The organism is Hydrogenophaga sp. NFH-34, from assembly GCF_021401345.1.
Lineage (GTDB): Bacteria > Pseudomonadota > Gammaproteobacteria > Burkholderiales > Burkholderiaceae_C > Hydrogenophaga > Hydrogenophaga electricum.
Genome location: NZ_JACBGE010000016.1, coordinates 1 through 26,716, shown reverse-complemented (window position 1 = coordinate 26,716; position 26,716 = coordinate 1). Strand labels below are relative to the sequence as shown.

The 26,716-nt window shown below is 63.6% G+C and carries 22 protein-coding genes; 5 read left to right on the top strand and 17 right to left on the bottom strand.

Going from position 1 to position 26,716, the window contains the following annotated elements; translation table 11 throughout:
* Nucleotides 1–140 precede the first annotated feature (140 nt).
* The 3 genes from L0977_RS15755 (at nucleotide 141) to L0977_RS15745 (ending at nucleotide 2,768) form a co-directional block, all read left to right on the top strand.
* On the top strand, nucleotides 141–677 hold the full coding sequence (locus tag L0977_RS15755) for a JAB domain-containing protein (RefSeq protein ID WP_234265810.1): 537 nt from the start codon (nucleotides 141–143) through the stop codon (nucleotides 675–677).
* A 700-nt stretch (nucleotides 678–1,377) separates the two neighbouring features.
* Nucleotides 1,378–1,830: a single-stranded DNA-binding protein gene (locus L0977_RS15750; protein WP_234265809.1), complete on the top strand. Its 453-nt coding sequence runs from the start codon at nucleotides 1,378–1,380 to the stop codon at nucleotides 1,828–1,830.
* Between the two features lie 77 nt (nucleotides 1,831–1,907).
* Nucleotides 1,908–2,768, top strand: a complete 861-nt coding sequence (locus L0977_RS15745; RefSeq protein ID WP_234265808.1) for a DUF932 domain-containing protein — start codon at nucleotides 1,908–1,910, stop codon at nucleotides 2,766–2,768.
* 104 nt (nucleotides 2,769–2,872) lie between these two features.
* Here the strand turns inward: L0977_RS15745 and L0977_RS15740 are convergent, their stop codons facing one another.
* Genes L0977_RS15740 through L0977_RS15730 form a run of 3 tightly spaced genes read right to left on the bottom strand, consistent with a single transcriptional unit; the run spans nucleotide 2,873 to nucleotide 4,517 of the window.
* Nucleotides 2,873–3,343, bottom strand: coding sequence for a hypothetical protein (locus L0977_RS15740; RefSeq protein ID WP_234265807.1), 471 nt, complete (start codon nucleotides 3,341–3,343; stop codon nucleotides 2,873–2,875).
* A complete protein-coding gene (stbB, locus tag L0977_RS15735) occupies nucleotides 3,340–4,083 on the bottom strand; it encodes a StbB family protein (protein WP_234265806.1) in 744 nt (247 codons plus the stop codon). The genes L0977_RS15740 and stbB overlap by 4 nt, the downstream gene beginning before the upstream one ends.
* Complete coding sequence (locus tag L0977_RS15730) at nucleotides 4,080–4,517, bottom strand: hypothetical protein (protein ID WP_234265805.1); 438 nt, start codon at nucleotides 4,515–4,517, stop codon at nucleotides 4,080–4,082. The genes stbB and L0977_RS15730 overlap by 4 nt, the downstream gene beginning before the upstream one ends.
* A 297-nt stretch (nucleotides 4,518–4,814) precedes the next feature.
* On the opposite strand from L0977_RS15730, the gene L0977_RS15725 reads away from it, so the two are divergent.
* Nucleotides 4,815–5,411, top strand: a complete 597-nt coding sequence (locus L0977_RS15725) for a hypothetical protein (RefSeq protein ID WP_234265804.1) — start codon at nucleotides 4,815–4,817, stop codon at nucleotides 5,409–5,411.
* A 47-nt stretch (nucleotides 5,412–5,458) separates the two neighbouring features.
* Nucleotides 5,459–6,508, top strand: a complete 1,050-nt coding sequence (locus L0977_RS15720; RefSeq protein ID WP_234265803.1) for a relaxase/mobilization nuclease domain-containing protein — start codon at nucleotides 5,459–5,461, stop codon at nucleotides 6,506–6,508.
* A gap of 31 nt (nucleotides 6,509–6,539) precedes the next feature.
* Here L0977_RS15720 and L0977_RS15715 read toward each other — a convergent pair whose 3' ends face one another.
* From L0977_RS15715 to L0977_RS15650, 14 genes are all read right to left on the bottom strand, one after another.
* Nucleotides 6,540–8,513, bottom strand: coding sequence for a chromosome segregation protein SMC (locus L0977_RS15715; protein ID WP_234265802.1), 1,974 nt, complete (start codon nucleotides 8,511–8,513; stop codon nucleotides 6,540–6,542).
* On the bottom strand, nucleotides 8,497–10,395 hold the full coding sequence (locus L0977_RS15710; RefSeq protein ID WP_234265801.1) for a restriction endonuclease subunit S: 1,899 nt from the start codon (nucleotides 10,393–10,395) through the stop codon (nucleotides 8,497–8,499). Before L0977_RS15710 ends, L0977_RS15715 begins: the two co-directional genes overlap by 17 nt.
* Nucleotides 10,388–11,485 carry a PDDEXK nuclease domain-containing protein gene (locus L0977_RS15705; protein WP_234265800.1) on the bottom strand — a complete coding sequence of 366 codons (1,098 nt, stop codon included), beginning with the start codon at nucleotides 11,483–11,485 and terminating at the stop codon, nucleotides 10,388–10,390. The genes L0977_RS15710 and L0977_RS15705 overlap by 8 nt, the downstream gene beginning before the upstream one ends.
* Nucleotides 11,482–13,059: a class I SAM-dependent DNA methyltransferase gene (locus tag L0977_RS15700; protein ID WP_234265799.1), complete on the bottom strand. Its 1,578-nt coding sequence runs from the start codon at nucleotides 13,057–13,059 to the stop codon at nucleotides 11,482–11,484. Before L0977_RS15700 ends, L0977_RS15705 begins: the two co-directional genes overlap by 4 nt.
* A gap of 11 nt (nucleotides 13,060–13,070) precedes the next feature.
* Nucleotides 13,071–16,481: a type I restriction-modification system endonuclease gene (hsdR, locus tag L0977_RS15695; protein WP_234265798.1), complete on the bottom strand. Its 3,411-nt coding sequence runs from the start codon at nucleotides 16,479–16,481 to the stop codon at nucleotides 13,071–13,073.
* Between the two features lie 179 nt (nucleotides 16,482–16,660).
* Entirely contained in the window at nucleotides 16,661–17,899 is a 1,239-nt protein-coding gene (locus L0977_RS15690) for a DUF1173 domain-containing protein (RefSeq protein WP_234265797.1), read from the bottom strand.
* Between the two features lie 10 nt (nucleotides 17,900–17,909).
* On the bottom strand, nucleotides 17,910–19,076 hold the full coding sequence (locus L0977_RS15685) for an LPD7 domain-containing protein (RefSeq protein WP_234265796.1): 1,167 nt from the start codon (nucleotides 19,074–19,076) through the stop codon (nucleotides 17,910–17,912).
* Nucleotides 19,077–19,117: 41 nt separating this feature from the next.
* Complete coding sequence (locus tag L0977_RS15680; protein WP_234265795.1) at nucleotides 19,118–19,762, bottom strand: OmpA family protein; 645 nt, start codon at nucleotides 19,760–19,762, stop codon at nucleotides 19,118–19,120.
* Nucleotides 19,759–21,789, bottom strand: a complete 2,031-nt coding sequence (locus tag L0977_RS15675) for a type IV secretory system conjugative DNA transfer family protein (protein ID WP_234265794.1) — start codon at nucleotides 21,787–21,789, stop codon at nucleotides 19,759–19,761. Before L0977_RS15675 ends, L0977_RS15680 begins: the two co-directional genes overlap by 4 nt.
* Nucleotides 21,786–22,916 (bottom strand): P-type DNA transfer ATPase VirB11, encoded by a 1,131-nt coding sequence (virB11, locus tag L0977_RS15670; protein ID WP_234265793.1) that lies wholly within the window; start codon nucleotides 22,914–22,916, stop codon nucleotides 21,786–21,788. The genes L0977_RS15675 and virB11 overlap by 4 nt, the downstream gene beginning before the upstream one ends.
* On the bottom strand, nucleotides 22,913–24,232 hold the full coding sequence (gene virB10 / locus L0977_RS15665; RefSeq protein ID WP_234265792.1) for a type IV secretion system protein VirB10: 1,320 nt from the start codon (nucleotides 24,230–24,232) through the stop codon (nucleotides 22,913–22,915). Before virB10 ends, virB11 begins: the two co-directional genes overlap by 4 nt.
* Nucleotides 24,229–25,146, bottom strand: a complete 918-nt coding sequence (locus tag L0977_RS15660; RefSeq protein ID WP_234265791.1) for a TrbG/VirB9 family P-type conjugative transfer protein — start codon at nucleotides 25,144–25,146, stop codon at nucleotides 24,229–24,231. The genes virB10 and L0977_RS15660 overlap by 4 nt, the downstream gene beginning before the upstream one ends.
* Nucleotides 25,143–25,913 (bottom strand): virB8 family protein, encoded by a 771-nt coding sequence (locus tag L0977_RS15655; protein WP_234265790.1) that lies wholly within the window; start codon nucleotides 25,911–25,913, stop codon nucleotides 25,143–25,145. Before L0977_RS15655 ends, L0977_RS15660 begins: the two co-directional genes overlap by 4 nt.
* A gap of 23 nt (nucleotides 25,914–25,936) precedes the next feature.
* Complete coding sequence (locus L0977_RS15650) at nucleotides 25,937–26,554, bottom strand: type IV secretion system protein (protein WP_234265789.1); 618 nt, start codon at nucleotides 26,552–26,554, stop codon at nucleotides 25,937–25,939.
* Nucleotides 26,555–26,716: the final 162 nt, after the last annotated feature.

Here is a 26,716-nt window from a genome sequence, read left to right as displayed (position 1 = left end):
TTGCACACCGTTCTCGCCGTCAAGGTCTGCGCGCATTGCATGCGCTGGCGGCCTCTCGGCCGTCTTCGAACCTGTGACTGCTGCGCTGCGGCGTGCCGGTTCCGGTCTCGGGCAATCCCGCCCGATCACCGGAGTTGGTCATGCAGCACGATCTGTTTTCTTCCCTCGATTCCTTCCTGTCGGTGCCCGCTGGTTCGGGCGGTTTGCTCATTCGCGACGTTGCCGGTCAGTACCGTCCGGCTGAGGCCGACGAGGTGCTGCTGGCGGCGCAGCAGTTGCTGGCCGCCCAGGTGCGCGGCAGCGACCTGATGGACTCACCCGCTGTGGTGAAGGACTTCCTGCGCGCCCGGCTGGGCACCCTGCCACACGAGGTGTTTGCCGTGGTGCACCTGGATTCGCAGAACCGCGTGCTGGACTACGTTGAGATGTTCCGGGGCACGGTGAGCCAGACATCGGTGTACCCGCGCGAGGTGGTGCGCGATGCGCTGCTTCGGAACAGTTGCGCCCTGGTCCTGGTGCACAACCATCCCAGTGGCGCTGCCCGTCCATCGCGTGCCGACGAAGTCCTGACGCAGACGATCAAGCAGGCGGCGGCGCTGGTCGATGTGCGGGTGCTCGACCACTTCGTCGTGGCGGGCGACTCCGTGAACTCGATGGCCGAGCTTGGCCTCGTGTAACCCCTGGGGCCATACGGCCCCAATTTCTTGTTGTTGATCAGCGCGCGGTGCGCGGGCACAGGGGAGGGCGGAGCATGGCCGGTGTTCACCGGCAGCATGGGGGCCGCGGCCTTGACCCGTGCCCAGGGATCGCGGTCTGGTTTCCTTCCCGCTGCGCGGGAACGATCCCGCTGGACGAACTGACGTTCGGTTCGCTCCCGCCGCTGCGCTCAGGTCCCGTCCCACCCGCCAGATCGTCCCCCCGGTCACCCGCCACGCCCGAAGCCGGGCCGCTTGGATTGCCTGAGACAGCAAACCCCTGAGGTGATCGCATCGGCTCGAACGCCGCGCCAGTCGCTGCGCTTGGTGTCACGCCGTCCGCAGAGACGCCGCTGCTCAAGTAGTGCGGTCGCCTGCGCTGCGCTGGTCGCCCGAAGAGGCGCGGGCAGCGCGTGCGCCAATGGGCCCACCGCACTCCCCCCACGGCGCCCCCATCCACAGGTGAGGGGGACTTGTGGGGGGATCTTTCAGCGGTGGGCCAGGTGACTGGCTCACTGTTTCGTGCTGCAAGGTGTCCCCATCCCCCACCCCTTCCCGAGGGAAGGGGCCTTGCCCACCCCCCGCCCGCCCGTGGGCGGGAGCGAGGGAGTCCGAGCGAGAGGATCAGCTTTGAGGAGCCCGGATCGGGGTCCGGCTGGTCGCTCTTGCAAGGAGTTCCACCATGGCCAACGTTCAAGTCATCCAGCGCCACGCGCACCTGGCCGGTGCCGTCAAGCTCGAATTCGTCAACGGGCGCGAAGGCAAGGTCGCCAAGGCGGTGTTGACCGCCATCAGCAACAGCCGCCGGGGCAGCGGCGAAGAACGCTCCGAGGAAGCCACCGCGATCCAGTGGACGCTGTGGGCCAAGCAGGCCGAACACGCCGCCGAGTACCTGGGCAAAGGCTCGCACGTGAACATCGTCGGCCGGGTGCGCAACAACCACTACCAGGACAACGACGGGGTGGAGGTCTACGGGCTGGCGTTCACCGTGGACGAAATCGACTACCTCGACAGCAAGGCCGAAGGCGAGGCCCGCCGCGCGCGTGAGGGTGCTGGTGATCCACCCGCAGTCGCTCCCAGTACACCCACCCCCAACCGCAAGGCCCGCAACGAGCGCCAAGCGGCACACGCCTGACACAGCACACCGGGCGGGACCCAGCAGCCCGGCTATCCATGCCAACCCATTTCAAGTCTGATTTCTGGAGCATCACTATGAACACCGTCCAAGCTTCCCGCCCCCTGGCCACCCGCTTTGGCCAGAACACCTTCGTCATCCGCAGCGAGACCCCGCTGGCCGAAGACCAGATGCGCCGGGCTGCCCCGTCCATCTTTGCCGAAGGCAAACACGGTAGCCGTTCCGAGCGCTACACCTACATTCCCACCATCGATGTGCTGCGCGGTCTGCGGCATGAGGGCTTTGAGCCTTTCATGGTGGCCCAGAGCAAAAGCCGCATCGAAGGCAAGACCGAGTTCACCAAGCACATGATCCGCATGCGCCATGCGGGCCAGGTGAACACCCGACCCGAGGCCAACGAGATCATCCTGATCAACAGCCACGATGGGGCCAGCAGCTATCAGATGCTCGCAGGCGTGTTCAGGTTTGTCTGCTGCAACGGTCTGGTGGTGGGCGACGTGACCAACGACATCCGCATTCCCCACAAGGGCAACATCCAGGACGAGGTGATCGAAGGCGCGTTCCGGGTGCTGGAGGACTTCGAGGTGGTGGACGCGTCCACCGACCGCATGAAGGCCCTGCCGTTGCAGCGCGAGGAACAGCAGGCCTTTGCCACCGCCGCCCTGGCGCTGCGCTACGGCGAACGCGGGGAGGGCGAACCGCCGGCCCCGGTGACTGCCGCGCAGCTGATCGAAGCCCGCCGACCGGAGGATTACGGCAACAGCCTGTGGAACACGTTTCAGCGGGTGCAGGAGAACGCACTGCGTGGTGGTCAGCTTGGGCGCGGAGCCAAGGGTCGGCGCCTGCACACCCGCCCGGTGGCCAGCATCGACCGCAGCGTGAGCCTGAACCGCGCGCTGTGGGTTCTGGCCGAAGAGATGCGCAAGCTCAAGGCCTGAACGGGGCCAACATCACACCGCCCCAACGCTGGGCGGTGTGGTTCACCAGAAATTCTGAAGCGCTCGCCGGCTGTCGCCGGCTCGCGCGATCCAGGCTGCGGCTTCTACCGAAGCCACAGCCAGGCGGCCATCGCCCAGCTGATGGCCGAAGAAAGCACCGCTGTCGCGGCATGCAGCAGCCACCCTTCCCAGGGACGCGCACCCTTGCGGGCCAGGGCCGCCACGTCCTGCAGCGGCAACGTCACCCGCTGCAGGGTCGGGCCGACTTCATTGCGGAACACCACGCGCGCCGCTTCCTCCATGGCCCGGGTCTGTGTCTCCACAGTCCCCCGAGCCATTTCGTCGGCGCGGCGGGCAATATGCTTCACCGTCTGAACCTTCGCGTTCTCGGTGATTTCGTCCATGCGCTTTGAATACGCTTCGACCTTCTCTGCCAGATCGGTGCTGGTACTCAACAACTCCATGCGGCTCGCTTCCAGTTGGGGTGCCAGTTTCTCGACCCGATCCAGCAACGTGCCCAGATCACCGATGGCCACGGCCATCAGCTCCTCGCGGACCGTGATCAGGTCGCTCACTGTGCCTGCCGTGCCAGCGGCACCACGTTGCTGGCGGCGCTCTCCGCCAGACCGAGCGCCGCAAAGCAGGCATCCAGCTGCGGCAACACACCAACCGCCAGCCGCCGGGTGGCCAGCTTCTGAGCCAGTGTGAGCTTTTCTGCGGTGTCGCTGGCCTTGACGATCAAGGCTTTGTAGTCGATGTCGTCACGGGCCAGGGTGGCGAGGTCGGCGTTGCTGCCCCGGATGCGTCCGTACACCTCGTTGGGCCCCAGATGGCAGGCTGCGTTTTCTGTGGCGATAGGTTGCGCTTTGAGGAATGCCCGCAACAGATCGAAGTGCGCCGGGACATCTGCGGCGCTGCTGACCATGTTGAACACCAGCCGCACCCTCGAACGGGGCACGCCCAGCCGCGCCAGCTCGACCAGGGTGGCGATGGTGTCCTGCTGCTGCTTGAGGGCTGGTACCGTGGGAACCACGAACGCATCGAAGTCCTCATGACTGCCTTGGTACTTCTGCATCAGGTCGAGCAATTCCTCCACGTTGCTGGCCCCGATGTCCACCACCGCGCTGTCCATGGTCTGCAGGAGTTCCTGCAGCTCGCCGAACTGCCGGCCTCGCATCGCATGGCCTTCGCCGTCGGCCGCGTTCAGGCTCTCCACGGAAAACAGCTCCGCGCCGTCGATACGCGGCAGCAGCAGGTGCCTGGCGATGGTGGTTTTGCCCACGTTTCCCGAGAAATTGATGACGGCGATTTTCATGACGGGTCCTTTGCGTTGAGCCTGGCGAGCGCCAGGGGGTTGGTGATTCGGCTGCTGGCGAACGCTTCGGCAATCTCTTTGCCACTGCGCATGTCCGTTTGCACGGAAACGACTTGAGGTGACTGGGGCGCGGTGGTTGTAGGTGGGGATACGGATACCTGTGGCTGGGTGGGGGCAGATGGCACCTCATCTGGACGCGCGCCGGAGCCCAAGCCCTGTCCGACGGAAGCTGCTTCGGATGCCCTGGCCACTTCGCGCTGCACGGTCGCGTTGCTGACGTGCACGCCAGAGGACGCCAGCGCCAGACGAATGGCCTCGAAGGTGTAGCCCTGGGCACGCAGCGCTCGCATCTCGGGCGCAAAGCGCCGCGCTTTGCGTGAGCTTCGGCCGGGCGGTTCGCTCGGGACCAGCTTTATCGCGTCATTTCTATTCATTTTTTGTGCAGCAGTTGATCGGTTGCTGTTCAGTTTGTGCAGTGCCTGTGCGCTGGCTGTTCAACCTGTGCATTTACTGCGCACTTTCTGTTCAGTCGTGTGATGGGTACCTTGCGTTGACACCCATCTTCGACCCTCCAACAGCCCTTTCACGCGCTGGATTTGGGCCCAAATCCAGCAGCTCAAGAGCCTTGGTTCGGGCCAATACTGTGTTCAAGGTGAGTGCAGAGATAGGCGCGGTGGCGCCGGTTGTCTGACACGCTCACCCATGGGTGAATCGTCGTCAGGAGACTCGGTATGGAACCCTCGTCACGTGACCGCATCAGCGTGGACCTACATGGCCTCAAGGCCCCGCTGATGGAGCGAGCGCAGGCCGTTGGCCTCTCGCCTTCCCAACTGGTGCGCCAGGTGCTGGCCGATGCGCTGGGGCATCCAGCGCTGCAGAACGCCGAGGCCTGCCGCACACCTGTCCAGACCGATCCAGCTTCCCGCACACGCCTGTGCCTGCGGATGCGATCGGATGACGCCGCGGCCACGTTGCAGGCCGCGCAGCGGGCGAGCATGGCCACCGGTGACTACGTGGCCGCCCTGGTGGCTGGCGTGCCGGTGGTGCGGGACGGAGGAGGGCACGCGCAGACCTTGCAGGCGCTGATCGCATCCACGGACGAGTTGGCCCACTTCGGTCATCGCCTCTACCAGCTGAATGCGCTGTTGCGGCGCGGCGATGTGGAGCCCATCCGCCCCTACGTCAGCATGCTCGAAACGCTGGCCCGTGACGTGCGCCGCCACCTGGACCATGTCTCAAACGCCCTGGCCGACCTGCAACCACGCCGGCCCAGCGTTTCGCCACCTGCCAGAAGAACCCATGCGGGCCCCCGAAGGAGCCGACCATGAAAACGTCTACCGGCGGCCGACGCGCTGCATCGTCTGGCAATTCGTCAGTGCCTTCGACCCTGCCCAGCCCTTCCCACACAGCCAACCTCGACGGCATCCTCATCACCTGGGGCGACCGCCTGTTCTATCCAGGCAACCGCATCGTCCAGGTTCGGCCCCAGCCCAAGCTGGGCGCTTCGGGCGCTCACCAGCGTGCCAACGCCATCCGCCAGCGCATCGAAGCCACCGTCGTGCGGCGCGCACCTCAGGTCATGGTCAAGGTCACCGGGGGAGGGCGGAGCATGGCGGCCATTGCGGCGCACTTTCGCTACATCAGCAAAAACGGACGACTGGAGATCGAAGACCAGCGCGGGGAGACCATGCAAGGCAAAGACAGCCTGCACCACCTGGCCGATGAGTGGCGCATGGGCGGTGCGCGCATCCCAGACGACGCAGAGCCAGGCCAGCGGCGCGAGGCCTTCAACATCATGCTGTCGATGCCGCGCGGCACCGATCCGCTGATCGTGCAGCGCGCCGCGCGGGAGTTTGCGCAGGCCGAGCTGGCCGACCACAAATACGTCATGGTGCTGCACGACCACCAAGCCAACCCGCACGTGCACATCAGCGTGCGTGCCGTGTCCCGGCTGGGCAAGCGCCTCAACCCACGCAAGAACGACCTGCACCGTTGGCGCGAAACATTCGCTGAGAAGCTGAGAGTCTATGGGGTGGAAGCGGAGGCCACAAGGCAAGTCACCCGCGCCAAGTTCCATCAACCGGATCAGCTGTGGCGACTGAAGGCACAACAAGATGGACGATTGCGCAAGGTCCGAGCGAGCAAGACCGACGGGCCGAAGCTGCTTGCCTCCAGGGCTGCTGCTGTCGATGCCTGGGTGCAGATCGGGCTGGCACTGGCTGGATCGGGACAGGCGACAGACAGGCAACTGGCGAAACACATCGCCAGCTTTGTGAGAGGCGTGACCGACTCGAACAAGGGGGCCGATTCACAGAAGAGGCCCGAGCGGCCGCAAGAGGCCGGACAACACCCAGTGCAACAAACCGATCAACAGCCGACACGCCAACAACCCACACCGTCACCGGACATCCATCCGACCCGCTGAAGGCCGAGTTCGGCCGGCCTTCAGGTGATGCTCAAGGCAGATCGCAGCGCAGAAGGCGCTCTTGCGGAGGCGCGCCGCGCAGCACCTCACGCAGCCACGGCGTCTGCTGGAACGCGGGTGGGGGTTGCGTGGTAGTCGTGACGATGTACTGAAAAGCCGAGGTCGAGGAGCCTTCCAACCCGTTCACCACATCGAACAGGCGATGGTAGACGCTCAGGCCCAGATCGGCTTCGCGGGGGCTGTCGTGCAGCAGAAACGCCGGTAGGCGGGTGGTCCCCTGCATGCTCATGCACATCACCGCCAGGTCAAAGGCAATCACCTTCAGCGACTCGATTGCGGCAGTAGAGCGCTCACCGCCCAGCTGAACTGCCAGCTTCATGCCATTGCCGTCGAGCGTGACCTTGCCGGAAGCGGTAGGCCCCACCGCAGCCCTGATGATCGCGTTGAAGTAGATGGACAGGCGGGTGAATACCTCAACCTGCTGGTCACGGTAAGCGCCTAGGCGCTCGCGCTTCGTTTCGATCTGTTCCTGAAGCTTGGCGACCTTTTCCTGTGCCTGTTCCCACGACTGCCAGTCGCGCTCCAGGCGTTGGATGTCGTCCAGGTTCTTTGTTCCCTGCCTCCAGGCTGTCGATCGGCTGTCGCTCAGCTTCTCTGCCTTCTTCAATGCCTGTTGCAGCGTGTCGCGCTCAGTTCGCGCAGAGGGCAGTTGTCGATTTACCGTGATCACGACCGTCCTGGTTGATTCAACCTCGGTCTTTTTCTCATCGATCTGCTTCTGCAACGCCTCGTACCGTTGGCGCAACCCGTCAAGGTCTGGCAGTTTGTGCGAAAGCTTGCACCCTTCAGCCAAGGCACGGTCAATCGGTACTTCGCAAATCTGGCAGGCGGGCACCTCAGCGTCTCGCACACGCACCGAACTGGCCGGCAGTTCCGCTTGCAGCGTTTTCAGCAGTCTCTCGTGCAGAGGAAGGTTGCTGTTTGCCACCGCCAGTTGCTGCTCCAGATCCGTCACCACCGTGGCCGCTTCGCGTGCACGTTGTCGCAAGGCATCCAGGTTGGACACGTCCACGGAGTCGTCCGTTTTCGCTGCTTGCGCCAGCTTCTGCCGTGCAGCGTGGCGAAGTGCTTCCAGGCCCAGGCGGCCTTCGGGCACCGCCGTTGGCGGCAGTTCCAGCGAACGCAACACATCGGTGCGCAGGTGCTCACAGGACCATTGCCAGCGGGCGGCCTCGTTCTGTCGGGTCTTGAGTTCTTCGCCTTGCGTGTTGGCTTCGGCCTGCAGCTGCATTTCGTCCGGCGAGATGGCGGCAATCAGCGCCCGCATCGCGTCCTGCAGACGGCCGCGCGACATGGACCGGGTGGGCGATTCCGAGTTGGACTCCGCCGCGCGCCAGTCCAGCACATGGTCGAACCGGCATTCCTGGTCCCGCGTCAGCCAAGCCAGCGCCACTCGCCAGGCATCGTGCAACTGGTCCACCGGCATCAAGGCGGTGACCTTCTTCGTGATCACCTGCTGTTCGATGGCATCGATCAGCGGTGACATGCCGGTGGGCTCGTGCAAGCGCTCAAACAGTTGCTCTGGCAACACCCCTTGCACCGCAAAGTGGCCGCGCCCCACACCCAGCGGACGCAGCACCGCCCAAGGCGAGCACTTCAACACCACTTCGGCCGACACCCAGCCGTTTAGAAAGGCCGTGCCGATGCTGAGCCGCTGATCTTCTGGCGCAAAACGGTCCTCACCCAGGCAGTAGCGCAGCAAGCGACAAAACAGGGTCTTGCCGGCCCCGTGGCCCAGTTCACCCGCTTCGCTCTGGTTCCCCATGTCGGCCGGGTCGGGCGACCAGATGAAGTTCAGGCCGGGCCGCAGTTCAATGCTGCGCACCGGGTGGCCGGGTTCTTTCCAGATCGTGAGCCGACGCACCCAAAGGGCTGGTTCTTCACCGCCGGGGGGCAACGGGACGGACAGGGGCACAGGCTCAAACAGCTCAGGCTGCACGCGCATGAACAAACTCCTGAACTTCGGTGGCCAGCGTGGGCAACACCGCCTCCACACCGTGCGTTTGCAAGTAGTGCACCACCCAGCCTGCACGGCCATCGGGCCAACCCAATGTGTCTACCCGTTTCGCATCTGGCCCCAGCGCCCAGGTGCTCTGCGCGCCGGCAGCGGATTCGACCAGGTCCCCGCGCGCGCGCATCTTGCTGATGGCATTGCGCCAGGGGGTGTTGAAGGCCGGTTGCAGGGTGACCACCTGCGCTGGCAGAGGGTCCGCAGCTTCGCCCACCAGCCGGCGCCATTGCGTCGTGTGCTCTGCCGGCAGTGCGGCGGTCAATAGCCTTGGCTGCAGACACAACAGGGTGGCCAGGCGTGCCGTGTCCTGGGGCACGGGCCTGTTCCAGGCCTTCAGTACCGCAATGAGCTGCGCGGTGGCCGTGTGTTCGTCGGCGGGCACCTGTGCGGCCCATGCGCCAGAGGGCAAGGTGGACCAGTCGGGCAGGGCGACCGGCGGGAACCCCACGTCTTCCGGCTTATTGATCCGTGGCCGACCACGAGTGGTTTTCAGCTTCTCGGGTTGTTTGCCGGCGATGCGCTGCAGCAAGATGCTGGCAGGTTCGTCTTGCGGGTTCTGCTGTACCAACTCACCCCGGAAGGCTTTCGCCAAAGTCAGATGGGGGAGTCTTTGGGATTGCGAAACGGCAGCGGAGTGACGGGCTTCGATTTGTTCAACGAGCTTGGAGACGGCTTCGACTCGACGAACAATCTCTGCTTGTTCGTCGAGAGTGGGTAGGTCGAAGGGCGCCGACATGACGGTTTGCTGGTTGATCTTGGGCATGTTGCCCGCCGTACCCGTGGCGTTGTCGCGGAAGTACTTTCTGGTTCTCTCTGCGCTGAGAACGTAGTACAGGTACTTTCCAAGAATGCGCCCGTTTGGTCGGCACTTCATCATCAGATCCGGGTAGATGAACGTGCGACGTGGACCATCAAAAACTGCGCTTACGCCAACGTAGTCCAGTGAATTCGCCCTTTGAATCAGGATGTCTCCGGGCTCCAGCCACAGGTGAGAGTTTTCTGGAATTTGCTCGTCAATGAACTTGGTGTGTTGTGACAGAAACTTTCCAGAGGTGGTAGCGGACAGGGTCAGTGATCTGACTGGCGTTTCAAAGTCCACAGCCTTGGGCGAATAGCCATTCCGGGGTTTTCCAACGAGTACCTCTCCAACGGTGGTGGGCGACCACTGCGCACAGCCGCCTGAGTTGTCTCGCCAGTCGGAGGTGAGTTGCCCAGAAGTTGCTGCATCCAACACCGCTCGTCGAAAGCGCTTGATCAGCTCAGGGATGGCGGCAAGGCGGTCACTGCAGGCGTTGATGCGAGCCAGAAGTGTGTCGAGCAGATCGGCGATTCGAGCTTGTTCCTGCAGCGGCGCGACTCGGAATGGAAGTGTTGCGGCTGTAGCACCTGAAAGCTCTTTGAACGTGGTACCCGTCGCGATTGCCTCCGCTTCTGGCTTCAGGTGCTTGAGTTGGTAGTAGGTGAAGCGAGGGTCGAAGCCACCCGGGAGAACAAAGCTCTTGAAACCCTGGTTGGTTGCAATTTCGTTCGCCGCAATCGCAACGTAGCCGATGGGTGCACGACTTGAAAAAAGAACAGTACCTGCAGGCATCAAAGTAGCACCGCATGCGGCCAGACCGACCGGCGTCAAATCGCGAGAGCCGCATTTGATGGTCTGGCTTCGGTACCCGCTCAGGTCTGCTGGCGTGATCCAGGGAATACCTTCCCCGGGCTTCGCAAAGTTTGCGGGGTCTTTTGACGGCGGAGTGCCTCCGCCGACAATTCGCGCGAAGCTACCAATTGGCACTTTCACCCAGCCGGTTGGCAGTTCACTCATCGTTGCCACCTTCCAGCAGCAGCCCACGCCGCGCCAGCCGCTCACGTGCTTCCACCAGCGCCTCGTGCAGCCGCTGTTCCAGTTCGGCCTTTGGGGGCAGCTCGGTCCAGTATTCGGCCACGGTGATGCCGTCTTTGTGCATCTGCAGCAGTTCCACTTGTTCGCGGCTGGATTCGGCGCAGAGGATGAGGCCGATGGGTGCTTCTTCTCCGGTCTGGCGTTCGTGTTTGTCCAGCCACTTCAGGTACAGCTCCATCTGGCCTTTGTGCGCGGCCTTGAAGCGGCCGAGCTTGAGTTCGATGGCGACCAGCCGGCGCAGGCGGCGGTGGAAGAACAGCAGGTCGAGGTAGAAATCTTCGCCGTCAATGACCATGCGCTTTTGGCGTTCGACAAAGGCAAATCCCCGGCCCAGTTCAAGGATGAAGGCTTCGAGCTGGCGCAGGATCGCAGCTTCGAGGTCGGCTTCGTCGTGGCCTTGGCGCAGGCCCAGGAAGTCCAGGAAGTAGGGGTCTTTGAAAACCTGGAGCGGCGTGGCCGCCAGCGCGGGGGCATGGGTGCTGGCGATCTCCGAGCGCTCGAAGGCTTTGCGATCGATCTGGTGGCTCAGCTCGCGCACGCTCCAGCCGTCTTGCGCGGCATGGTGGGCGTAGAACTGGCGGGCTTCCGGGGTTTTGAGGGCCACGATGGCCACCAGGTGGCTCCAGCTCAATTTTGCCGACAGTGTCGACACAATCTCGGCGCTGGGGAACGCCTCGGCGAACTTCACCATGCGGCGCAGGTTGCGGGATTCAAAGCCGCGACCAAACTCACTGGACAGTTGCTTGCCCAGCTGGTCGAGCAGCTGGGCGCCGTAGCTGGCACGTTCGCCGCCCAACACTTCTGCGTTCAGGCGGTGGCCGACTGTCCAGTACAGGCGGGTAAGTTCGGCGTTGACAGCGGTAGCCAGCCGCTGGCGGCTGCTGGCGATGAGCGCGCGCAGTTCGGCGTGCAGGCTGTCGGCCGGGGTGGGCGTGAGCTGGCTCACTGCCGAACCTTCGCCCTGCGGGCTACGGTGCGAGCTTGCTTGGGAGCGGCCCGGCGCGGCGCTCATGCCTGGGCCTCTTGTCCGGTTTCGTCGATCAACAGGTCGTCCAGCGCGGCGTCGGGGTCTTCGCCCAGTTCTTCGAGCAGGGAGCGCAGTTCGGTCATGGCGCCGCCCAGCTCGCGCTGCAGCAGCCGGGCTACCAGGGCGGGGTCGTCGCGCTGGGCTTCGGCGGTTTCGGCGCTGTCATCCTTGAGCCAGGTGATGTCGAGGTTGTCGCCACGGGCGGCGATCTGTTCGCGGGTGAATTTGCGCCAGCGGCCGGTTTCGCCCGTGTCCACGCGTTGGGCCAGTGCCGCGGGGCCACCTTTCGGGTCGTCGCCGAACACGTCTTCAAACTTGTCGCGCGGCTGGCTGGCGGGGGCGTCTGCCGGGGTGCGGAAGTAGTCGCGGGTGAACGGGGTGCGCTTGCCAAACTGCGGCATGTTGGCGCGCATGTCGTACACCCAGACTTCTTTGGTGTTGCCCTTGTCCTTCTCGCCCTTGGTGAAAAAGAGCACGTTGGTCTTGACGCCCTGCGCGTAAAAGATGCCGGTGGGCAGGCGCAGGATGGTGTGGAGGTTGCACTTCTCCATCAAATCGCGGCGGATATCGGTGCCCACGTTGCTTTCAAAGAGCACGTTGTCGGGCAGCACCACGGCGGCACGGCCGCCCGGCTTGAGGCTGCGGTAGATGTGCTGCAGGAAGGCGAACTGCTTGTTGCTGGTGAGGTAGGTGAGGTCGGTGCGGGTGGGCAGACCGCCGCCTTTTTTGGTGCCAAAGGGTGGGTTCGAGAGGATGAGCGTGGCAGGCGGGAGCTTGCGGTAGTCCTCGCTCAGGGTGTCGCCGTAGTCCACGCCGCCTTCAATGCCGTGCAGCAGCATGTTCATCAGCGCAAGACGGTGGGTGTCTTGCACCAGCTCCATGCCGTAGAAGGTGTCGTGGCGGTAGCGGCGCTGGGCTTCTTCCTTGAGGCTGTCGAAGTCGTTGTATTTGCGCAGGTGGTTGTTGGCGGCGATCAAGAATCCGCATGTGCCAGCCGCTGGATCCTGGATGACGTCGCCCAGCTTGGGGTTGAGCACGGTGACGATGCTGTCGATCAGGTGGCGGGGCGTGAAGTACTGGCCGGCGCCGCTTTTCTTTTCGGTGGCGTTGCGTTCCAGCAGGTTTTCGTACAGGTCGCCCAGGTCGTCGCGCTGCACGCTGTACCAGTCGAGAGCGTCAATTTCGGTGACGAGCTTGCTCAGCGTGGCGGGCTTGGTGATGAAGGTGTTGGCATTGGCGTAGATGGCTTGCACGGCGCCCTGGCCGTGCAAACCGTAGTCCAGCAGCATTTCCTTGTAGGTGTCGAGCCGGTCGGGCGCGGAGGCGCTGATCAGGTCGGCCCAGCGCACGCCGGGCTGCAACAGCTTGGGCTCGCCTTTCTTGGGCGACTTGAACACGGTCAGGCGTTCTTCCTGCCCGGTCTCCTGCATCATTTTCAGGAACAGCAGGTAGGTGAGTTCGCTCAGGTACTGGTGGTAGGTGACGCCGTCGTCGCGCAGCACGTTGCAGAGCGACCAGAGCTTGGCGCCGATGTCGAGCGCAGCATTGGGGTTGGACATGGGGTTCGGGTTCAGCGTTGTGCAGACTGGGGCGGCGGTGCCCACAGCGCATCGTTAAAGGCTTCCAGCACGGGCTGGAGCTGGCCATTGAAGATTTTGTCGAGGCGGTTGAAGCCGCCGCCTTCGCGTTTGAAGATGAGGTCGGGGTCGTCGAGCGCGGCGCGGTCCACCAGCAGGTTGGCTTTGGTCTGGGCGGCGATGCGTTTGAGCCAGTCGCGCTGCGGGTTGGTCCAGGCAACGCCGCCGGGCGGTTTGGCCAGCAGGTTTTGCAGGGCGTGGTCCACACGCTCGGCGTAGGGGAGCAGGGCATCGCCCACGGCGGCCTGGCGAATATAGCCAATGATGCGGGCGGCAATGTCCTGGTTGCTGAGTTCGCGCCAGGCGGTGGCGAGGCGGGCCTCGGTGTAGCCGGCCTTGTCCAGCGCCAGCACCAGTTCCTTGAGCTGCTGGCGGGTGAGGTCGCGCGGGCGTGTGAGCACGGTGAGCAGCGCGGGCAGTTCGTTGCCGTGGCTTTCGATGAAGGCTTTGAATTCCTTGAGGTAGTCCTCGGGGCGGGTGGCCTTGCCGTAGCCGCGTTCGACGTTTTTAAGCTGGTCCGGGTGGTCCGAGACGTACATACCCTGGCCGTTGCCTTCGTGCTTGCGGTCGAGGATTTCGCCCAGGTCGGGGTGCTGGGCAAACCACTTGGCCAGTTCGTTCAAGGGGAGTGCCCGGACCTTTTTCACGAAGTCGTCGGGCGACATGCCGGCCTTGGTCTCGAAGTCCTGAGCGTCTTTGCCTTTGAGGTGGCGCTTTTTGACCTGGAACTTGGCCAGGAACTGGTCGCGCACCAGTTCGCGGGCCGCATCGTCGGCGACGGTGAGCAGTTCGCCTTCAAGCTGCGAGAAGCTGAGCTTGGGGTTGACCACCACGGGTTTCATGGCGGTCATGTTTCCAATGTTCTCGAACACGCGGACGGCGTCGATGACGCGGAAGTTGTCTTTGGCTTCGCCGTCAAAGTCGCACAGGCGGGTGGCGCGGCCGAGCATCTGGTCAAAGAGGATGCGGCTGTTGACCTGGCGCAGGAAGACCAGGTTGCAGATTTCCGGCACGTCGATGCCGGTGGTGAGCAGGTCCACCGTGACCGCCACGTTGGGAAGGCGCTCGTTTTTGTAGCGGCGGATGAGTTCCAGGGGCTTGTCGGCGTCGCCGGTGACTTTGATGACGGCGTCGTCTTCCACCGAACCGTATTGAGTTTCGAAGGCCTTTTTGAGGACTTCGACCACCAGATCGGCGTGGCTGCTGCTGACACAGAAGATCAGCGTCTTGCGGCGCCCGCTGGGGTCCAGCTCCTGGGCCAGGTACTGGCACACCGCTTCGTTGAACGGACGCGTGATGACCTTGCGGTTGAAGTCCTCGACCTGGAGCTTGATCTCGTCGGGCGCCTTGAACAGGTCGATCTGGTTTTTGGTGACGTCGTAGACCTTGACGTCTTCGCCCACGTGCCAGGTCATGCCGTGGGTGGACAGCTCGGTGTAGAGCTGAATGGGTGGCTCGTAGTCCACCAGGAAGCCATCGACCACGGCCTCGCGGTAGGTGTACGAATAGATCGGGGCGCCAAAGATTTCGGTGGTGTGCAGCGCTGGAGTGGCGGTGAGGCCGATCTTGGTGGCGTCGAAATAGTCGAGCACCCGGCGGTATTTGGAGATGTAGTCGTCAAACCCGCGAAAGGCCATTTCGGTGTCGGACATTTCGCGGTCCAGCGTGTAGCCGCGGTGGCATTCGTCGATGACGATGCAGTCGAACTGGTCCACGGTGGGGGGCGCCACGCCATCGGCCGGAAACAGCACCCGCTTCATCATGCCTTGCACGGTGGCCACCTGGACGCCCGTGTCCTCGTCGGGCATCTGTTCGTCCAATTCCTTGATGCCAAACACGTCCGCAAAGGTCTGCAGGCGTTCCATGCGGGTGTCTTTGAAGGCGTTGGCGGCCTGGATGCCCAGTGCTGAACGGTCCACGAGAAACAGGATGCGACGGAAACGCTTGGCCTTGAGCAGGCGGTAGATGAGCGCGACGCAGGTTTTGGTTTTACCGGTGCCGGTGGCCATGGCCAGCAGGATTTCGCGCTGGCCCTGGCTGATGCGGCGCTCGGTTTCCTGAATCGCGGTTTGCTGGTAGTGGCGCAGCGGGAAGCCGTAGTTGAAGGCGGTGTTGCTCAGTTCCTGGTCTGCACGGGCTTCGTCACGCGCGAGCAGGACCTGCAGACCCTGCGGCGAGTACCAGCCGTCCAGCGCATGGGCGAGGTTTTCTGGGCGGCGAAGGTCACAGAACCAGATGCCGCTCTTGGTGGCCAGCTGGCGAAGGTAGGGGCGCCCGTTGGTGGCGAACACAAAGGGGATGCGGAACTCGCCGCGTTCGCCCCAGTTTTCTTCGTGGAGAAAGGTCTCTGAGCTGGCGCCGAAGGTGCGGCTGTAGCGTTTGCTCTGCTGCAAAGCGGCCGATACGTCTTTGGCCTCGCGTTTGGCTTCGACCACCGCTAGAGGGGTGAGACCTTGGAACAGCACGTAGTCGGCCGAGTAGCCCTCGCAGGGCCATTCGGCGATGGCGATGTTGCGGCCTCGCTCCGGGCGGGTGCCTCTGCTGTAGCGCAAGACTTCGGTGTCGGCTTCCCAGCCAGCCTGGCGCAGCTGTTCGTCGATCAGGCGCCGGGTCTGGGATTCGTCCAGCACCACCTGCGTGGCGGCTGCGGTGGCGAACGAGAGCAGCTGGGTCTTGTTGAATTGCGGAGCCGCCTTGACTTCCGTCTGCAGGGCTTCAAGGCGCTGGCCGAGTTGTGCTTTGGCTTCTTCGGCCTCGGTGGCGACCTGCTCCCACACCGTGCGCTCTTCAGCCAGGGTGGAGAGTTGCGACTGAGCCTGGGTCAGCTGGTTCTGAACCTGCTCGTGCCTGGACTGGTATTCGACCACCGCCTGGCGAAGCTCATCCAGCTGGCTTTTAAGTTCGGAGCCCTCGTCAGCGGGCGGTGTCGGTGGCAGGAACGGGCCGGAGCGGTATTCGGGATCTTTGAACGTGCGGTGAAACCAGAGCACCAATTGCCAGGCGAACCGAAGGGAAGTCAGTGCTTTGGCGTGGTTGCCTTCAAGCGCGTGGTTGGCGGCGTTGCCCGCCACACGAATCTGGTCCAGCAGCTGTTTGATTTCCCGAGGCAGGAAACCATCGGCCTGAAGGCGCCGGATCAGGTCGTATTGGGACTCTTCGGCAGAGGTGTACAGGCCGATCCGGGCGGCGACCGTCTGGGTCAGCAGTTCGGCGAGCTGGCGAAGCTTGAGCAGACTGGTGTTCGGGTCGTCTGAAAAGTACCGCTCCGCCAGGGCGCCCAGACGCCAGAGCTGCTGCTCATAGGGTTTGAGCAGATCGAAATTGGAACGCTTGCTCCCTTGCATGTTCAGCCGTCGTTTTGTTGGTGATTTCTGCAGACGTTGCAAAACAGATTGCCTCTGAGTTTAGTGGACTCGGCATGGGCGTAATGGGTTGGCGGGCGTGGGGTGAATTCGCCCAGATTGCAGGCGGCTTCTGAGATGCGCGGGAGCAATCCAGCGCAATTCGATTGCGCTGCGTCCAATCAGGCGAGGGCTTCCGTTCTGACGGTTGGGAACGGGGGAAGAGGCTGCTGGGATGGGTGCCATACCCAGTGGTGGGCTGGCTGGTTGCGGGTGTTGGATCCCTCCAGCGGGTTTTCTTCGAGAGTGTCGCTTTCCGTTGCGATGTGCAACTCGAACGGATCGCCCAGATCGGTGAGCACGGCGCTGGCCATGCTGGTGCCTGCGCACAGGTTGTAGCGAAGGGTCTTCAAAAAGCTTCGCCGGCAGTTGACCAGGGACCGGACAAGGTGGGCCTCATGGGGGCTGTCCACCGGAATCCACTCCTGGGTGAAAGTGACCAACGACAGGGAATCGATGGTGGGAAGGCCCGAATAGCTGACGCAGAAGGTTCCGATCATGACCAGATGGATGGAATCGAAGGCCCCCCAAAGTGCCAGTTCTCCTGAAAATCGGCGCTCCAGCTGGCGGAACAAGCGCTCGTCGATGGCGAAGGCTTGATCGGGGACATGTTTGATGACCGCTCTGAAACCGTACCGTGACGGCACGATCTCTTTGACTTCGCCGATCAGGAGCATGAGCTGGCTGGGCTTTCCTGGATGCGCCAAGGCGCTGGTCCATTTGGCAAGGCGGCGCGCGTTGATGGGGTCGCGATGCTCCACAGAGAACACTTCGGGCACATACAGGCGGTTCTGCAGTGCGCTGCCACGTGCAAACTTGTGCGTTGCGGCTGAATGCAGGTGCCGGCGGACGATGGCCCAGTTTCGCTTGCCCGTGAAGCCCTGGTGCCAGTGGGTCAGTTCGGCCTGGTCCCACAGGTAGTGGAGCAGGGCGCGCAGACTGAGCTTCTGGCCTTGGGATGCGATGTTGGGCGAGGTGCTGGCGGCGGGAGGTTGGGACGATCTGCCGGGCAGTTTGGACAGGGGGAAATCGAGCTTCAATGCCGTTTCACCCGTGGCGGGATTCTCCACAATAGCAGTGCCGACCAGTTGGCCCAGGCCAGACAGATCCGCAGGCAGTTCATAGGATGGGCACGAGGTGGCATGCTGACTCCCGGTATTGGGCATGCGCTTGACGATGTACCCGTTCATCAAGCGGGCCACGTACATCTCGATGCCATCGCCGGCTGGACGACACAAACAGCGGGGGCGCTGGTGGTTCGCGTAGGCCTCGGCAATGGCATCGGCGAAGCCGGACGCATGCATTGCCCAGCGGCGATCACCTATCCAATAGGTGGCCGTTGATTCGGGGGCATCGTCCACCGCGCAAGCCTCAGCGTGTGGGAGCCGCCCGGTCACGCGAGCGTTGTGGTACCTGCTGAGGTGCCACGACAGGACGCTGAGAGGGGGCGTTCTTGTCGTAGACCTTGACCCTGTGCACCAGACCGTCGCGTGTGCGCTGGGCAAGCTTCTCGGCTGCCGCCACCATGATGGCCTCACGTCTTTTCTCGGGCACCCGATTGGCAACCAGGATGGCCTCAATGGCTGCCAGAACGGTCTTACGTCCGCCGCTGCCGCGGCCAGAGGGCTTGTCTGAGGTGTTGGCGCCTTGTGCGGTGGAGGCATCGCGGGCGGGTTCTATGCGGTTGCTCAGGCGTTGTTCCCGTTCCACCTTGAGCCGTTCCAGGTCGGCTGGGTTGGGCTCGTAGCCCAGGGTTTTGACGCCGCGTGCTGCGGCTTCCAGCCAGACGAGGCGCCTGAAATCCTCACTGCCCGTGATGCGCAGGGAGTGCCAGTTGCGGGTCTCAGCGACATCAACCATGGAACGGGCCACAGAGGGGCTGTTCGTGTCGGTGGCCAACCGGAAGGTGGATTCGGTGAACGCGACGCGTGAGGTGTCTCCCCTGAATCGGTATTCGGTCAGGCCAATGCTCACATCGCCCAGGGTGACCGGGGCGCGTTTGATGATGTACCGGTCCATCAGCGCCGCCTCCAGCCGGGCGACGAGGGCTTCACGCTCGACCTGGGTGTCCATGCGGGTGCTGGCTTGCGGGTCGGATGCTTCGGGGGCGATCTCTTTGTCTTTGGTGGGCAGGGGGATGACGTTCGAATCTGCTGTCTGGCGTGTTTGATCTGTCTTCGCCGGTTTTGCTTGCGGGCCAGTTGCCGGCGGCTGGATATCACGGGCTCCATCCCGCTTCCATTGGCCCTCGACCTTGTGAACGAAGGACTTTTGCCCGCGCACATCCACGACGACGAACCGGTTGGCGCCGAGCTGATCGGCTTTGGCCACCATGTCCTGATAGCGGTCGGTGCGATAGGTGAGTTCGGCGAACGGGTCACGCAGCTCGTACCGTTCGGCCGGCTCAGGCTCGGGTGTCTGAAACGTCCGGATGGCGATGGCGGCTCGATCTGCGGGCTCCACTGTGCCGCCCACTGTGGCACTTGTATCTGCCGTGGGTGGATCCGCGCGCCGGGCCGGTGTAGTTCCGTCTTCCATGGTGGTCTCCTTGGGTGGTTTTTTTCAGCACGAGGGGGGTGTCAGGGTTTGGGTGTGGCGGAGGCCTGGACGGAGACCGGTGGCGCCCGGTACACCTCGATCTCGACGCGTCGGTTGAGATTCCTGCCGCGCGGGTTACCGTTGTCGGCAAGGTGGTCGCCGCTGGGCTGGTGGGTGGTGCGGATGCGAGCGGGGTCCACGCCGGCTGCGACCAGGTAGTCACGCACGGCGTTGGCCCGCGCTTGTGCGATGCGGCTTTCGGCCGATGAGTCGCTGGTGCCATCGGTGCGGCCCCTCAGCACCACGAGTGGCGCGGCCTTGGCTTCCTCCACCAGTGCCGATGCCTCTTCGGAAGGGATCGAAACCCTGGTGCTGTTGAATCCGAAGTGGACGATGCGAACGCTGTTGGCTTGCGCTTTCTCCAGGGTCGCCGCCATCAACTGCTGGCGCGCGGCCATGTGGACCAGCGTAGCGCTTGTGGTTTCGGCGAGGCGGTCGGATTCGTTGGCCTGTATGCGGGTGTTTTGCAGGTCGTTCTTGCAGACCTGCAGTTCAACGGCCATCTGTGCGTTCGCTGGACGCTTCTGTGATTCGTCCACTGTGGGCGGCTTCGGTGGCGATGTGCAGGCGCCGAGCACTGCGGAGTACATGGCGAACAGGACGAGGCGGGGCATCTGGGCGGTCATGAGCGTTCTCCCATGTTGGTCAATTCGCGTGTTTCATCCGGTGGTGTTTCAGTGATCGGGCCGAGAGCTGATTCATCGCTTGCGGGCTCGATGAATCCACCAGCGGATGGGGTGTTTGGCTCTACCTTGAAGGCATTGAGGCAGGCGTCGGCCGCTTTGTCGATGGAACCGTTCAGAACTTCTTTGGGCAGATGAATGTCGTGAACCAGTGCATCGACATCGAGGGTGCTGCTTTCTTCGTCGAGTTCTTCGTCTGCATATCTCCAACGCTGCTGCACCTTGGCTTGGTGGAGGTCCATCTTCATGACGGCTACCTCTGGTGCAGGCAGGAGGCGTGAGGTGAACGCCCGGTCCTGGAAGTAGCGGATCTTTTCGCCGAGGATGGGTTTGCAGTTCTCGCAGATCACCACCAGCCGCTCGGTACCCAGTTCCTTGAACTCTTGCGGCAACAGCAGAGATCGTCGCTGCTCGCTTTCGTTGCGGCTGATGGTGCTGTGACCTTGTCCGCTGAAGGAGCGGCTGCGCCCCCGGGACATGACGCGCTCCGTGAAGTGGCCCAGCATGGCGCTGTATTCGTCGGCATCGCGCTGCTCGCGCGGGGCGAACAGGATCTGCAGGCCGTGGTTGGTGGCGAAGGTGCGGGCTTCCTTGTCGCCATAGACCGCGTCCAGCTGCGACATGGCCTGCACCACGGTCAGCAGGCGCAGGTTGTAGCCGGCCAGGAAGGCTGCGGAGTGGGTGATGATCCCGACCCGGCCCATGGCGGTGAACTCGTCGTTGACCAGTAGGCACTGGTACTTGAGCGACGGGTCGTGCTCCGGTAGGTGCTGCGTGTTGAGGCTGACGAGCTGGGAAAAGAACAGGGTGAGCAGCGGCCGGGCATTGGCCAGGCGGTGAGGCGGGATGCGCACATAGACCGACATGCGCTGGCGGCGCAACTGGCTCAGGTCGAAGTCGTCGGCGCTGGTGGCGGCATCGACCACCGCATCCGCAAAGATCGTCAGTGGTGCATGGAACGTAGCCACCACGCTGGACAAGGTGTTTTCCGAATTGCACAGCAGGCGCTGCAGGGCATCCAGGCATTCATCAGTGAACGGCTTGCCGGCTTCCTTGCGCTGCTCGATCAGGCCGCTGAGATGTTCTTTCAAGGGGCGCCCTTGCCCAGAAGACTGCCGCAGCATTTCGCCCACCGTGCGGGGCAACTCAGGCGTTTCCAGCAACAGCAGGCCCAGACCGAGGAAGAGGTTGCGGGCTTGGTCGTTGAAGAAGGCTTCGGACGAGGTGCCGCTGCCGTCGTTGGGGTAGAAGACCTGGCCGATGCCCAACAGGTCACCGACGCGGTGCAGGGGGCTGGTGCGAACCGCGGTGAGCGGGTTCCAGCGGTGGCTGCGGGCTTCTTCGTCGAAAGGTGAGAAGGCGTAGACCGCCTGATGGTGCTTCGCCCTGTAGCCTGCGGTGATCGCGTGGTTCTCGCCTTTGATGTCGAGCACGACCACCGAATCCGGCCAGTTCAGCAGGTTGGGCACCACCACACCGACGCCCTTGCCACTGCGGGTGGGGGCGGACAGCATTACGGAGAGCTGACCGGGCAGAGCCAGGAAGTGACCATGGAAGCGGCCGACCAGGATGCTCGGGGTGTTGGTTTGCTGATCGGTCAGCAGCAGTCCGGCGCGCTTGACTTCAGCGGTGGAGGCGAAGCGGGCATCGCCATGCAAGGCGCGGCGCGGGCGGCTGGCGGCGTACATGGCGCCCGGAAAAACGATCAGCGTGACAAAGCCAGCCATGCCGATGGCCGTGACCATCCGCCGCCGAAGCACTGGCACATCGGCATACAGCTGCCAATAGCCCAGGATGCTGTCCCAGCCCGCAAGCTTGGGGTTTGCCTTGCTGAAGACCAGGAACAGCACGGCCGACAGGTACAGGGCCGCGAACACCAGTGCAGCGAACCCGAAGAGCATGAACACGCTGGCCGCCACCTTCCGAGCAGTTGGCCAGGACGCCATGGGCAGGGCCAAGGACGCGCTCATGTCTGCGCCCCGTCAAACAGGCTGGCTTGAGCATCGGGTGCGTTGCCAGAATGGTTGTCGTCGGAGGCGAAACGCCTGCGGCGCGGCTCGTAGGCGATCTCGGAGATGAAGCGCCCACGTTCGTCGCGCCCGAACTGCACGATGACGTCGATCACGATGCCCAGTAGGCCTTTGATCTCGTCCAGGCGCAGACCACCGCCGGCGCTGCTCTCGCGGATCATGAGCGACATCTGTTCCAGTGCCAGAGCACAGCTGCCGGCGTGCACGCTGGTGATGCTGCCGGGGTGACCGGAAGCGGCCAGGCGGATGAAAGAGAAGCACTCTTCGCCGCGCAACTCGGCCAGGAAGATGCGATCGGGCTTCATGCGCAGGCAGGCTTCCAGCAGCGACTTGGCCGTGACGCGTGCTGTGCCCTGTGCGTCCTTGCTGTAATACAGGTGCACCACGTTCGGGTGGTTGGGCAGGGTGAGTTCTGCCGTGTCCTGGATGGTGATCAGGCGCTCGTGGTGCGGCACTTCCTCCACCAGGCCTTTCATGAAGGTGGTCTTGCCAGATCCGGTCTTGCCGCTGACCACGATGGTCTGGTGCTTCTGCACTGCGAGCCGCAGAAACTCCGCATAACGACCAGCCGATTTCAACGCGAGCAGCTGCTTTTCAAAAGGCTGAAGGCCGTCGTCATCGTCACCCATTTCAGCGCGTTCATCGATTCGATTGAAGAGGCCGTCGCTTTCGAAGTCGTCCAACCGCTTGATCAGCTCCGATGGCTTGCGCACCGTGATGGACACAGTGCCGCGCGTCACGGCTGGAGGAATGACGAACTGGATGCGCTCCCCGCTGGGCAGCGTGGCCGACAGCAGGGGGCGTTCCTGGTTGATCTGCTGGTCGCAGTAGGTGGCCACGGCTGTGGCCAGCGACAGGCAGCGTTCTTGCGTCATGTTGGGCGCGTCTACCTGCTGCCAGCCCTGCACGGTTTCCACCTGCAGCACGCAGGGGCGGTTCACGCAGACCTCCAGCACACCCGGAGCATCCAGCTGTTCGCGCAGCGGCCGCAGGAACTCGACCACCGAGGTCGCGTCGCCACACCAGCCGTCTGGCTGGGCGTCTTCGGTGAAGAGCAGGGCGTTCATCGTTCGACCGGCTGCAGTGCGTAGACCGATGAGAAGTCCACGTCGCGGGCCACGTAGATGCCGACGATGCCGCCCTGGTTCTGGTAGATCAGCGGCGGGATGTTGATGGTGCTGTCCAGCACCTTCTCGGCCAGCTTGCTGGTGTTCTCGGTGGTGGAGGGCAGGACGATGGTGTCTGCGTCGCGGTCCTGCATCTGGTTCTGGATGACCAGCTTGACCGCGTCGTCGATCAGGGAAAGCAGCATGGCGGCGCCAATGCGATCGCCCCATCGGTTGTCCACATGGCCGTCGATGCCCGACTCGCCCAATTGCCCCGTGCCGGGCGACTCAACGTCCACCGTGACGCCATTCGGCGTACGGATGCGGGTCCACAACACAGGAATGCGAACCGTGCCGGGCCGTACCGACGCGATGCGGTATTCGCCGTCCAGGTGCGATCCGCGCTCGATCAGCAGCACCCTGCCGTTGTCGCTGTACACGTCGCGCTGCACCTGGCAGCCGACCAGGCCGGAGGTGGCGCTAATGACTCGGGTCTTGAGTGCACAGGTGAAAGCTGTGCCCTTGGGCAGGGTGAGGCTGCGGTCGCCCAGCGTGGTGGCTTTCACCCGGGGTGTGGCGGAGCCCTGCAAGTCGCCGCCGAACAGGCTGGCCGCCGCAGTACGAAGGCTAGGTCCGGTGTCAGGTGACGGCGTTGATTCCGCACCTGAGCTTCCCAGACCTCCTGGAACGGTATTGCCCTGGGTCAGGTTGTCCAGAAGCCCTTGCAGTCGGCGCTGGTAGTCCTGCAGTTGCTTGGACGTGGTCGCCGCTGGATCGTTGGACGATTGCGTGGTGTCACCGTTGGCGCCAGCGACGCCGCCCGGGCGGGACGACACCACCAGCACTGGTGCGTCGTCCGGCGAAAGGGCCTTTGGTCCCGACGGTGTGGCCGTGCCTGTGTTCCGCAACCCGATGGGGTCGGCCGCTTCTGCGGGTGTTGGAATCAACGCAGGCACACGAGGCGTCACAGGCTGTGTCATGTCCAGCTGGCGGGTGCCAGTGCCCGCGGCCGAGGGGCGGTCTCTCAGCAACGACTTGTCTTTGTCTGCATCGCTGTTGTGGTCGATGAAGCGGTACAAATACAGGCCGCTCATGCCTGCGACCATGGTCACCACCAGGCCGATGACCGAGATGTTCTTCCAGGACAGGTTGAGGGGCTGGCGGCGGGCCACGTTGGGAATACCCGCTTCGCCAGGCAGGGGGCTGATGGTGTTGCCGCTGTCCTGCGGCGATGGATCGTCGTTTGGCGCCGACGAACCCATGGGTAGTTCAGTCATGGCTTTGCTCCCGTGCTGGAGGGTGAATGGGAGGGATCGGTCTTCAACAACCGCTGCACACCGGGCACGGTGGTGGAACCTTTGGCCGGCGATCCCTCCAGATCAAATGCTTCGTTCCAGATGCCCACCACGGCCAACCCCGCCCGCAGCATCAGGCGGCGGCTGACACGGTCCACCACCAGCATGTCGTCCTCCATGCGGGCGTTGACCAGGGTCTCGCTGCCGTCGCCCAGCACATGGAAGACGGCGGGCACCTCGCGGTTGCCTGGGAAGCGCAGGTAGGTGAACCGACCGTCGTCGTAGACCAGTGTGGGAACGATGTCTACCGAACCGGCACCTTCGGCCAGCGCGTACTGGGTGTTGAGCACGGCTGGCTTGGCCGCCAGACGCTCCGCCACGATCTGCTGGGCCGTCGGTGGGGGCGGGATCGGCGGCAGGCTCGCCAGCGCGGCTAGTTCCCTCTGCGCCGGACTGGGCGAGGCGGCGGCGGGTTTGGGGGACCGGATGGACAGGCGATAGACAGGTGTCTGTCGGTCACTGTCCGAAAGGACCACGAAGCGCAGCGTGTGTGAGCGTCGGTCGGTGATGACCGCGAGGTTGTTGGGTGCATCGGCCGCGCTCTTGGCCTTGACGTACAGGTGGCGCCCGCCCGGCTGGGCGGCCACGCACCACGCGGCATCGGGCTTGCTGCAATCACCGCCCTGGCCCACGGCCACTTCGGTGATGACCTCGCCCTTGTCGAACTCCACCAGTGTCACCATGCCGCGTTTGACCGGAACGGTGATCACCGCGTCGGCGTCATAGACGACCTCGCGCAGGCGCGGATCGGATTTGTCTGTGGGCTGCGCCGCCGAGGCATGCAGAGGAGTCAGGGTCAATGAGACCAGCACCATGGGAAGTACCAGAAGGTTCATGGCTTCACTCCCGTGGTTTGTGTGTTGATCTCGGGGTCTGAGCGGTAGGCCGTGACCACGAAGCCAAACGGGTTCTCCAACCGGTCCGACTCTTTGGCCAGCACCTTGGGCTGGTACTGGTAGACCACACTGGCCACGTGCCGGGTGGTCACGTCCGGCAGGTTGCGGTCGGTCATGCGGACGGCCTTGTCGTAGGTGACGGTGGCGTCGCTCTGGTTACCGCTGCGGCCCGATGCGCGCAGCCTCACACCAACGATGTTGATCCGCCACTCTTCGGTGGAGCCCACTTTCTTCTGCAGTGCCACATCGCCCTCGAACTGCCGGTTGTATTCCGCGAAGACGGCGGGCACCGCCATGCGGGCCACCTGGTCAAAGTCCCGCTGCAGGAACATCCAGCTGTAGGCCTCGCGGGAACGCACAAAGGTGGCCAGGTTGTGCTTGTCCAGCGCCTCCATGGCGGGAATGGTTTCTTCGCTCAGGCGCTGCTGGATGGTCGTTTCACCGGTGACCCGGTCCACCACGATGGGGATCTCCACCACCTTGCGAAGCGGCCCCTGAACGAAAACGGCGGCGATGCCGATCAGGCCAATCGCCAGACCGGCAGCAGCAGCCGCCCAGGCCCGGCGCTCGGAGCGCTCCAGCATCAAGGCGCGGTCGATTTCCCAGTCCCGGTTGGCTTGAAGCGATGTTGCTTCGGGCGCCGGAGGGGGCGTTTTGGGCCGTTTCGGCCATGCGGCGGCCTCACCTGACATCAGGATGGCACTCATGGGGGACTCCGGTGGGGTGGTGGTTACGGCAGGAAGTCGGAGACCTTGCCGGTCCGGCCCAGCATCTGGTACTGGCGCTCGCGCTCACGGGATCGGGCGATGCGCTCCTCGCTGTCGGCCATGCCTTGCAGCATCTGGATTTGCGAGGACTCGTGTGCCAACAGGGCGTTTTCAGCGCCAATACGGGCCTGAATCTCTTGCACTGACTTCTGGTCGGTGGTGGCGTTAATCTGGGTCATCAGCGACTGGATCTGGTCCAGCCGCTGGGCGGCCGACTTCATGGCGTCCTGCAACAGCCCCTTTTGCTGGTAAGGCTGCGCCAGGGTGGCCTGGCACTCGGTACGCGCATCGCCGGTTCGGTCCATGCAGTTGTAGAGCATCCCAACATCGCGCAGCACCTTGGCCGTGGCGTTGAGGCCGCTGTAGCCCGAGGTGTTGATGGCGTTGAGGTAGGTGTAGGCCTCGGCCGGGATGTAGTTCTTGAGCAGCGGGTTGTTGAATACGTCGCCCAGGCTCCGCATGCCGTTGATGCTGTCGATCTGGGTCTGCAGATGTTTGATCTGCTGGATCTGGTTGTTGATCTGCGTGATGTCGTTGACCACCTGCTGCACCGCCTGAAACAGGTTGGCAACATCGATCACGGGAATGCCACCGGCCCGCGCGTGGCTGGCACCCAGAGAAATCGGCTATTCGTAAAAGTGGGTTGAAACGGGATCAAAGCTCTCCTGCCTCGATCATGCGGATGAGTGTTGAAATGTCCGCTCCGTAGTTCTTGGGCGGCGGTGGTGCCTTGTGTTGGTCAG

Coding starts and splice junctions, on each gene's coding strand:
- L0977_RS15755 (WP_234265810.1), top strand. CDS start 141: ATGCAGCACGATCTGTTTTCTTCCCTCGATTCCTTCCTGTCGGTGCCC.
- L0977_RS15750 (WP_234265809.1), top strand. CDS start 1,378: ATGGCCAACGTTCAAGTCATCCAGCGCCACGCGCACCTGGCCGGTGCC.
- L0977_RS15745 (WP_234265808.1), top strand. CDS start 1,908: ATGAACACCGTCCAAGCTTCCCGCCCCCTGGCCACCCGCTTTGGCCAG.
- stbB (WP_234265806.1), bottom strand. CDS start 4,083: ATGAAAATCGCCGTCATCAATTTCTCGGGAAACGTGGGCAAAACCACC.
- L0977_RS15730 (WP_234265805.1), bottom strand. CDS start 4,517: ATGAATAGAAATGACGCGATAAAGCTGGTCCCGAGCGAACCGCCCGGC.
- L0977_RS15725 (WP_234265804.1), top strand. CDS start 4,815: ATGGAACCCTCGTCACGTGACCGCATCAGCGTGGACCTACATGGCCTC.
- L0977_RS15715 (WP_234265802.1), bottom strand. CDS start 8,513: ATGCGCGTGCAGCCTGAGCTGTTTGAGCCTGTGCCCCTGTCCGTCCCG.
- L0977_RS15710 (WP_234265801.1), bottom strand. CDS start 10,395: ATGAGTGAACTGCCAACCGGCTGGGTGAAAGTGCCAATTGGTAGCTTC.
- L0977_RS15705 (WP_234265800.1), bottom strand. CDS start 11,485: ATGAGCGCCGCGCCGGGCCGCTCCCAAGCAAGCTCGCACCGTAGCCCG.
- L0977_RS15700 (WP_234265799.1), bottom strand. CDS start 13,059: ATGTCCAACCCCAATGCTGCGCTCGACATCGGCGCCAAGCTCTGGTCG.
- hsdR (WP_234265798.1), bottom strand. CDS start 16,481: ATGCAAGGGAGCAAGCGTTCCAATTTCGATCTGCTCAAACCCTATGAG.
- L0977_RS15685 (WP_234265796.1), bottom strand. CDS start 19,076: ATGGAAGACGGAACTACACCGGCCCGGCGCGCGGATCCACCCACGGCA.
- L0977_RS15680 (WP_234265795.1), bottom strand. CDS start 19,762: ATGACCGCCCAGATGCCCCGCCTCGTCCTGTTCGCCATGTACTCCGCA.
- L0977_RS15675 (WP_234265794.1), bottom strand. CDS start 21,789: ATGAGCGCGTCCTTGGCCCTGCCCATGGCGTCCTGGCCAACTGCTCGG.
- virB11 (WP_234265793.1), bottom strand. CDS start 22,916: ATGAACGCCCTGCTCTTCACCGAAGACGCCCAGCCAGACGGCTGGTGT.
- virB10 (WP_234265792.1), bottom strand. CDS start 24,232: ATGACTGAACTACCCATGGGTTCGTCGGCGCCAAACGACGATCCATCG.
- L0977_RS15660 (WP_234265791.1), bottom strand. CDS start 25,146: ATGAACCTTCTGGTACTTCCCATGGTGCTGGTCTCATTGACCCTGACT.
- L0977_RS15655 (WP_234265790.1), bottom strand. CDS start 25,913: ATGAGTGCCATCCTGATGTCAGGTGAGGCCGCCGCATGGCCGAAACGG.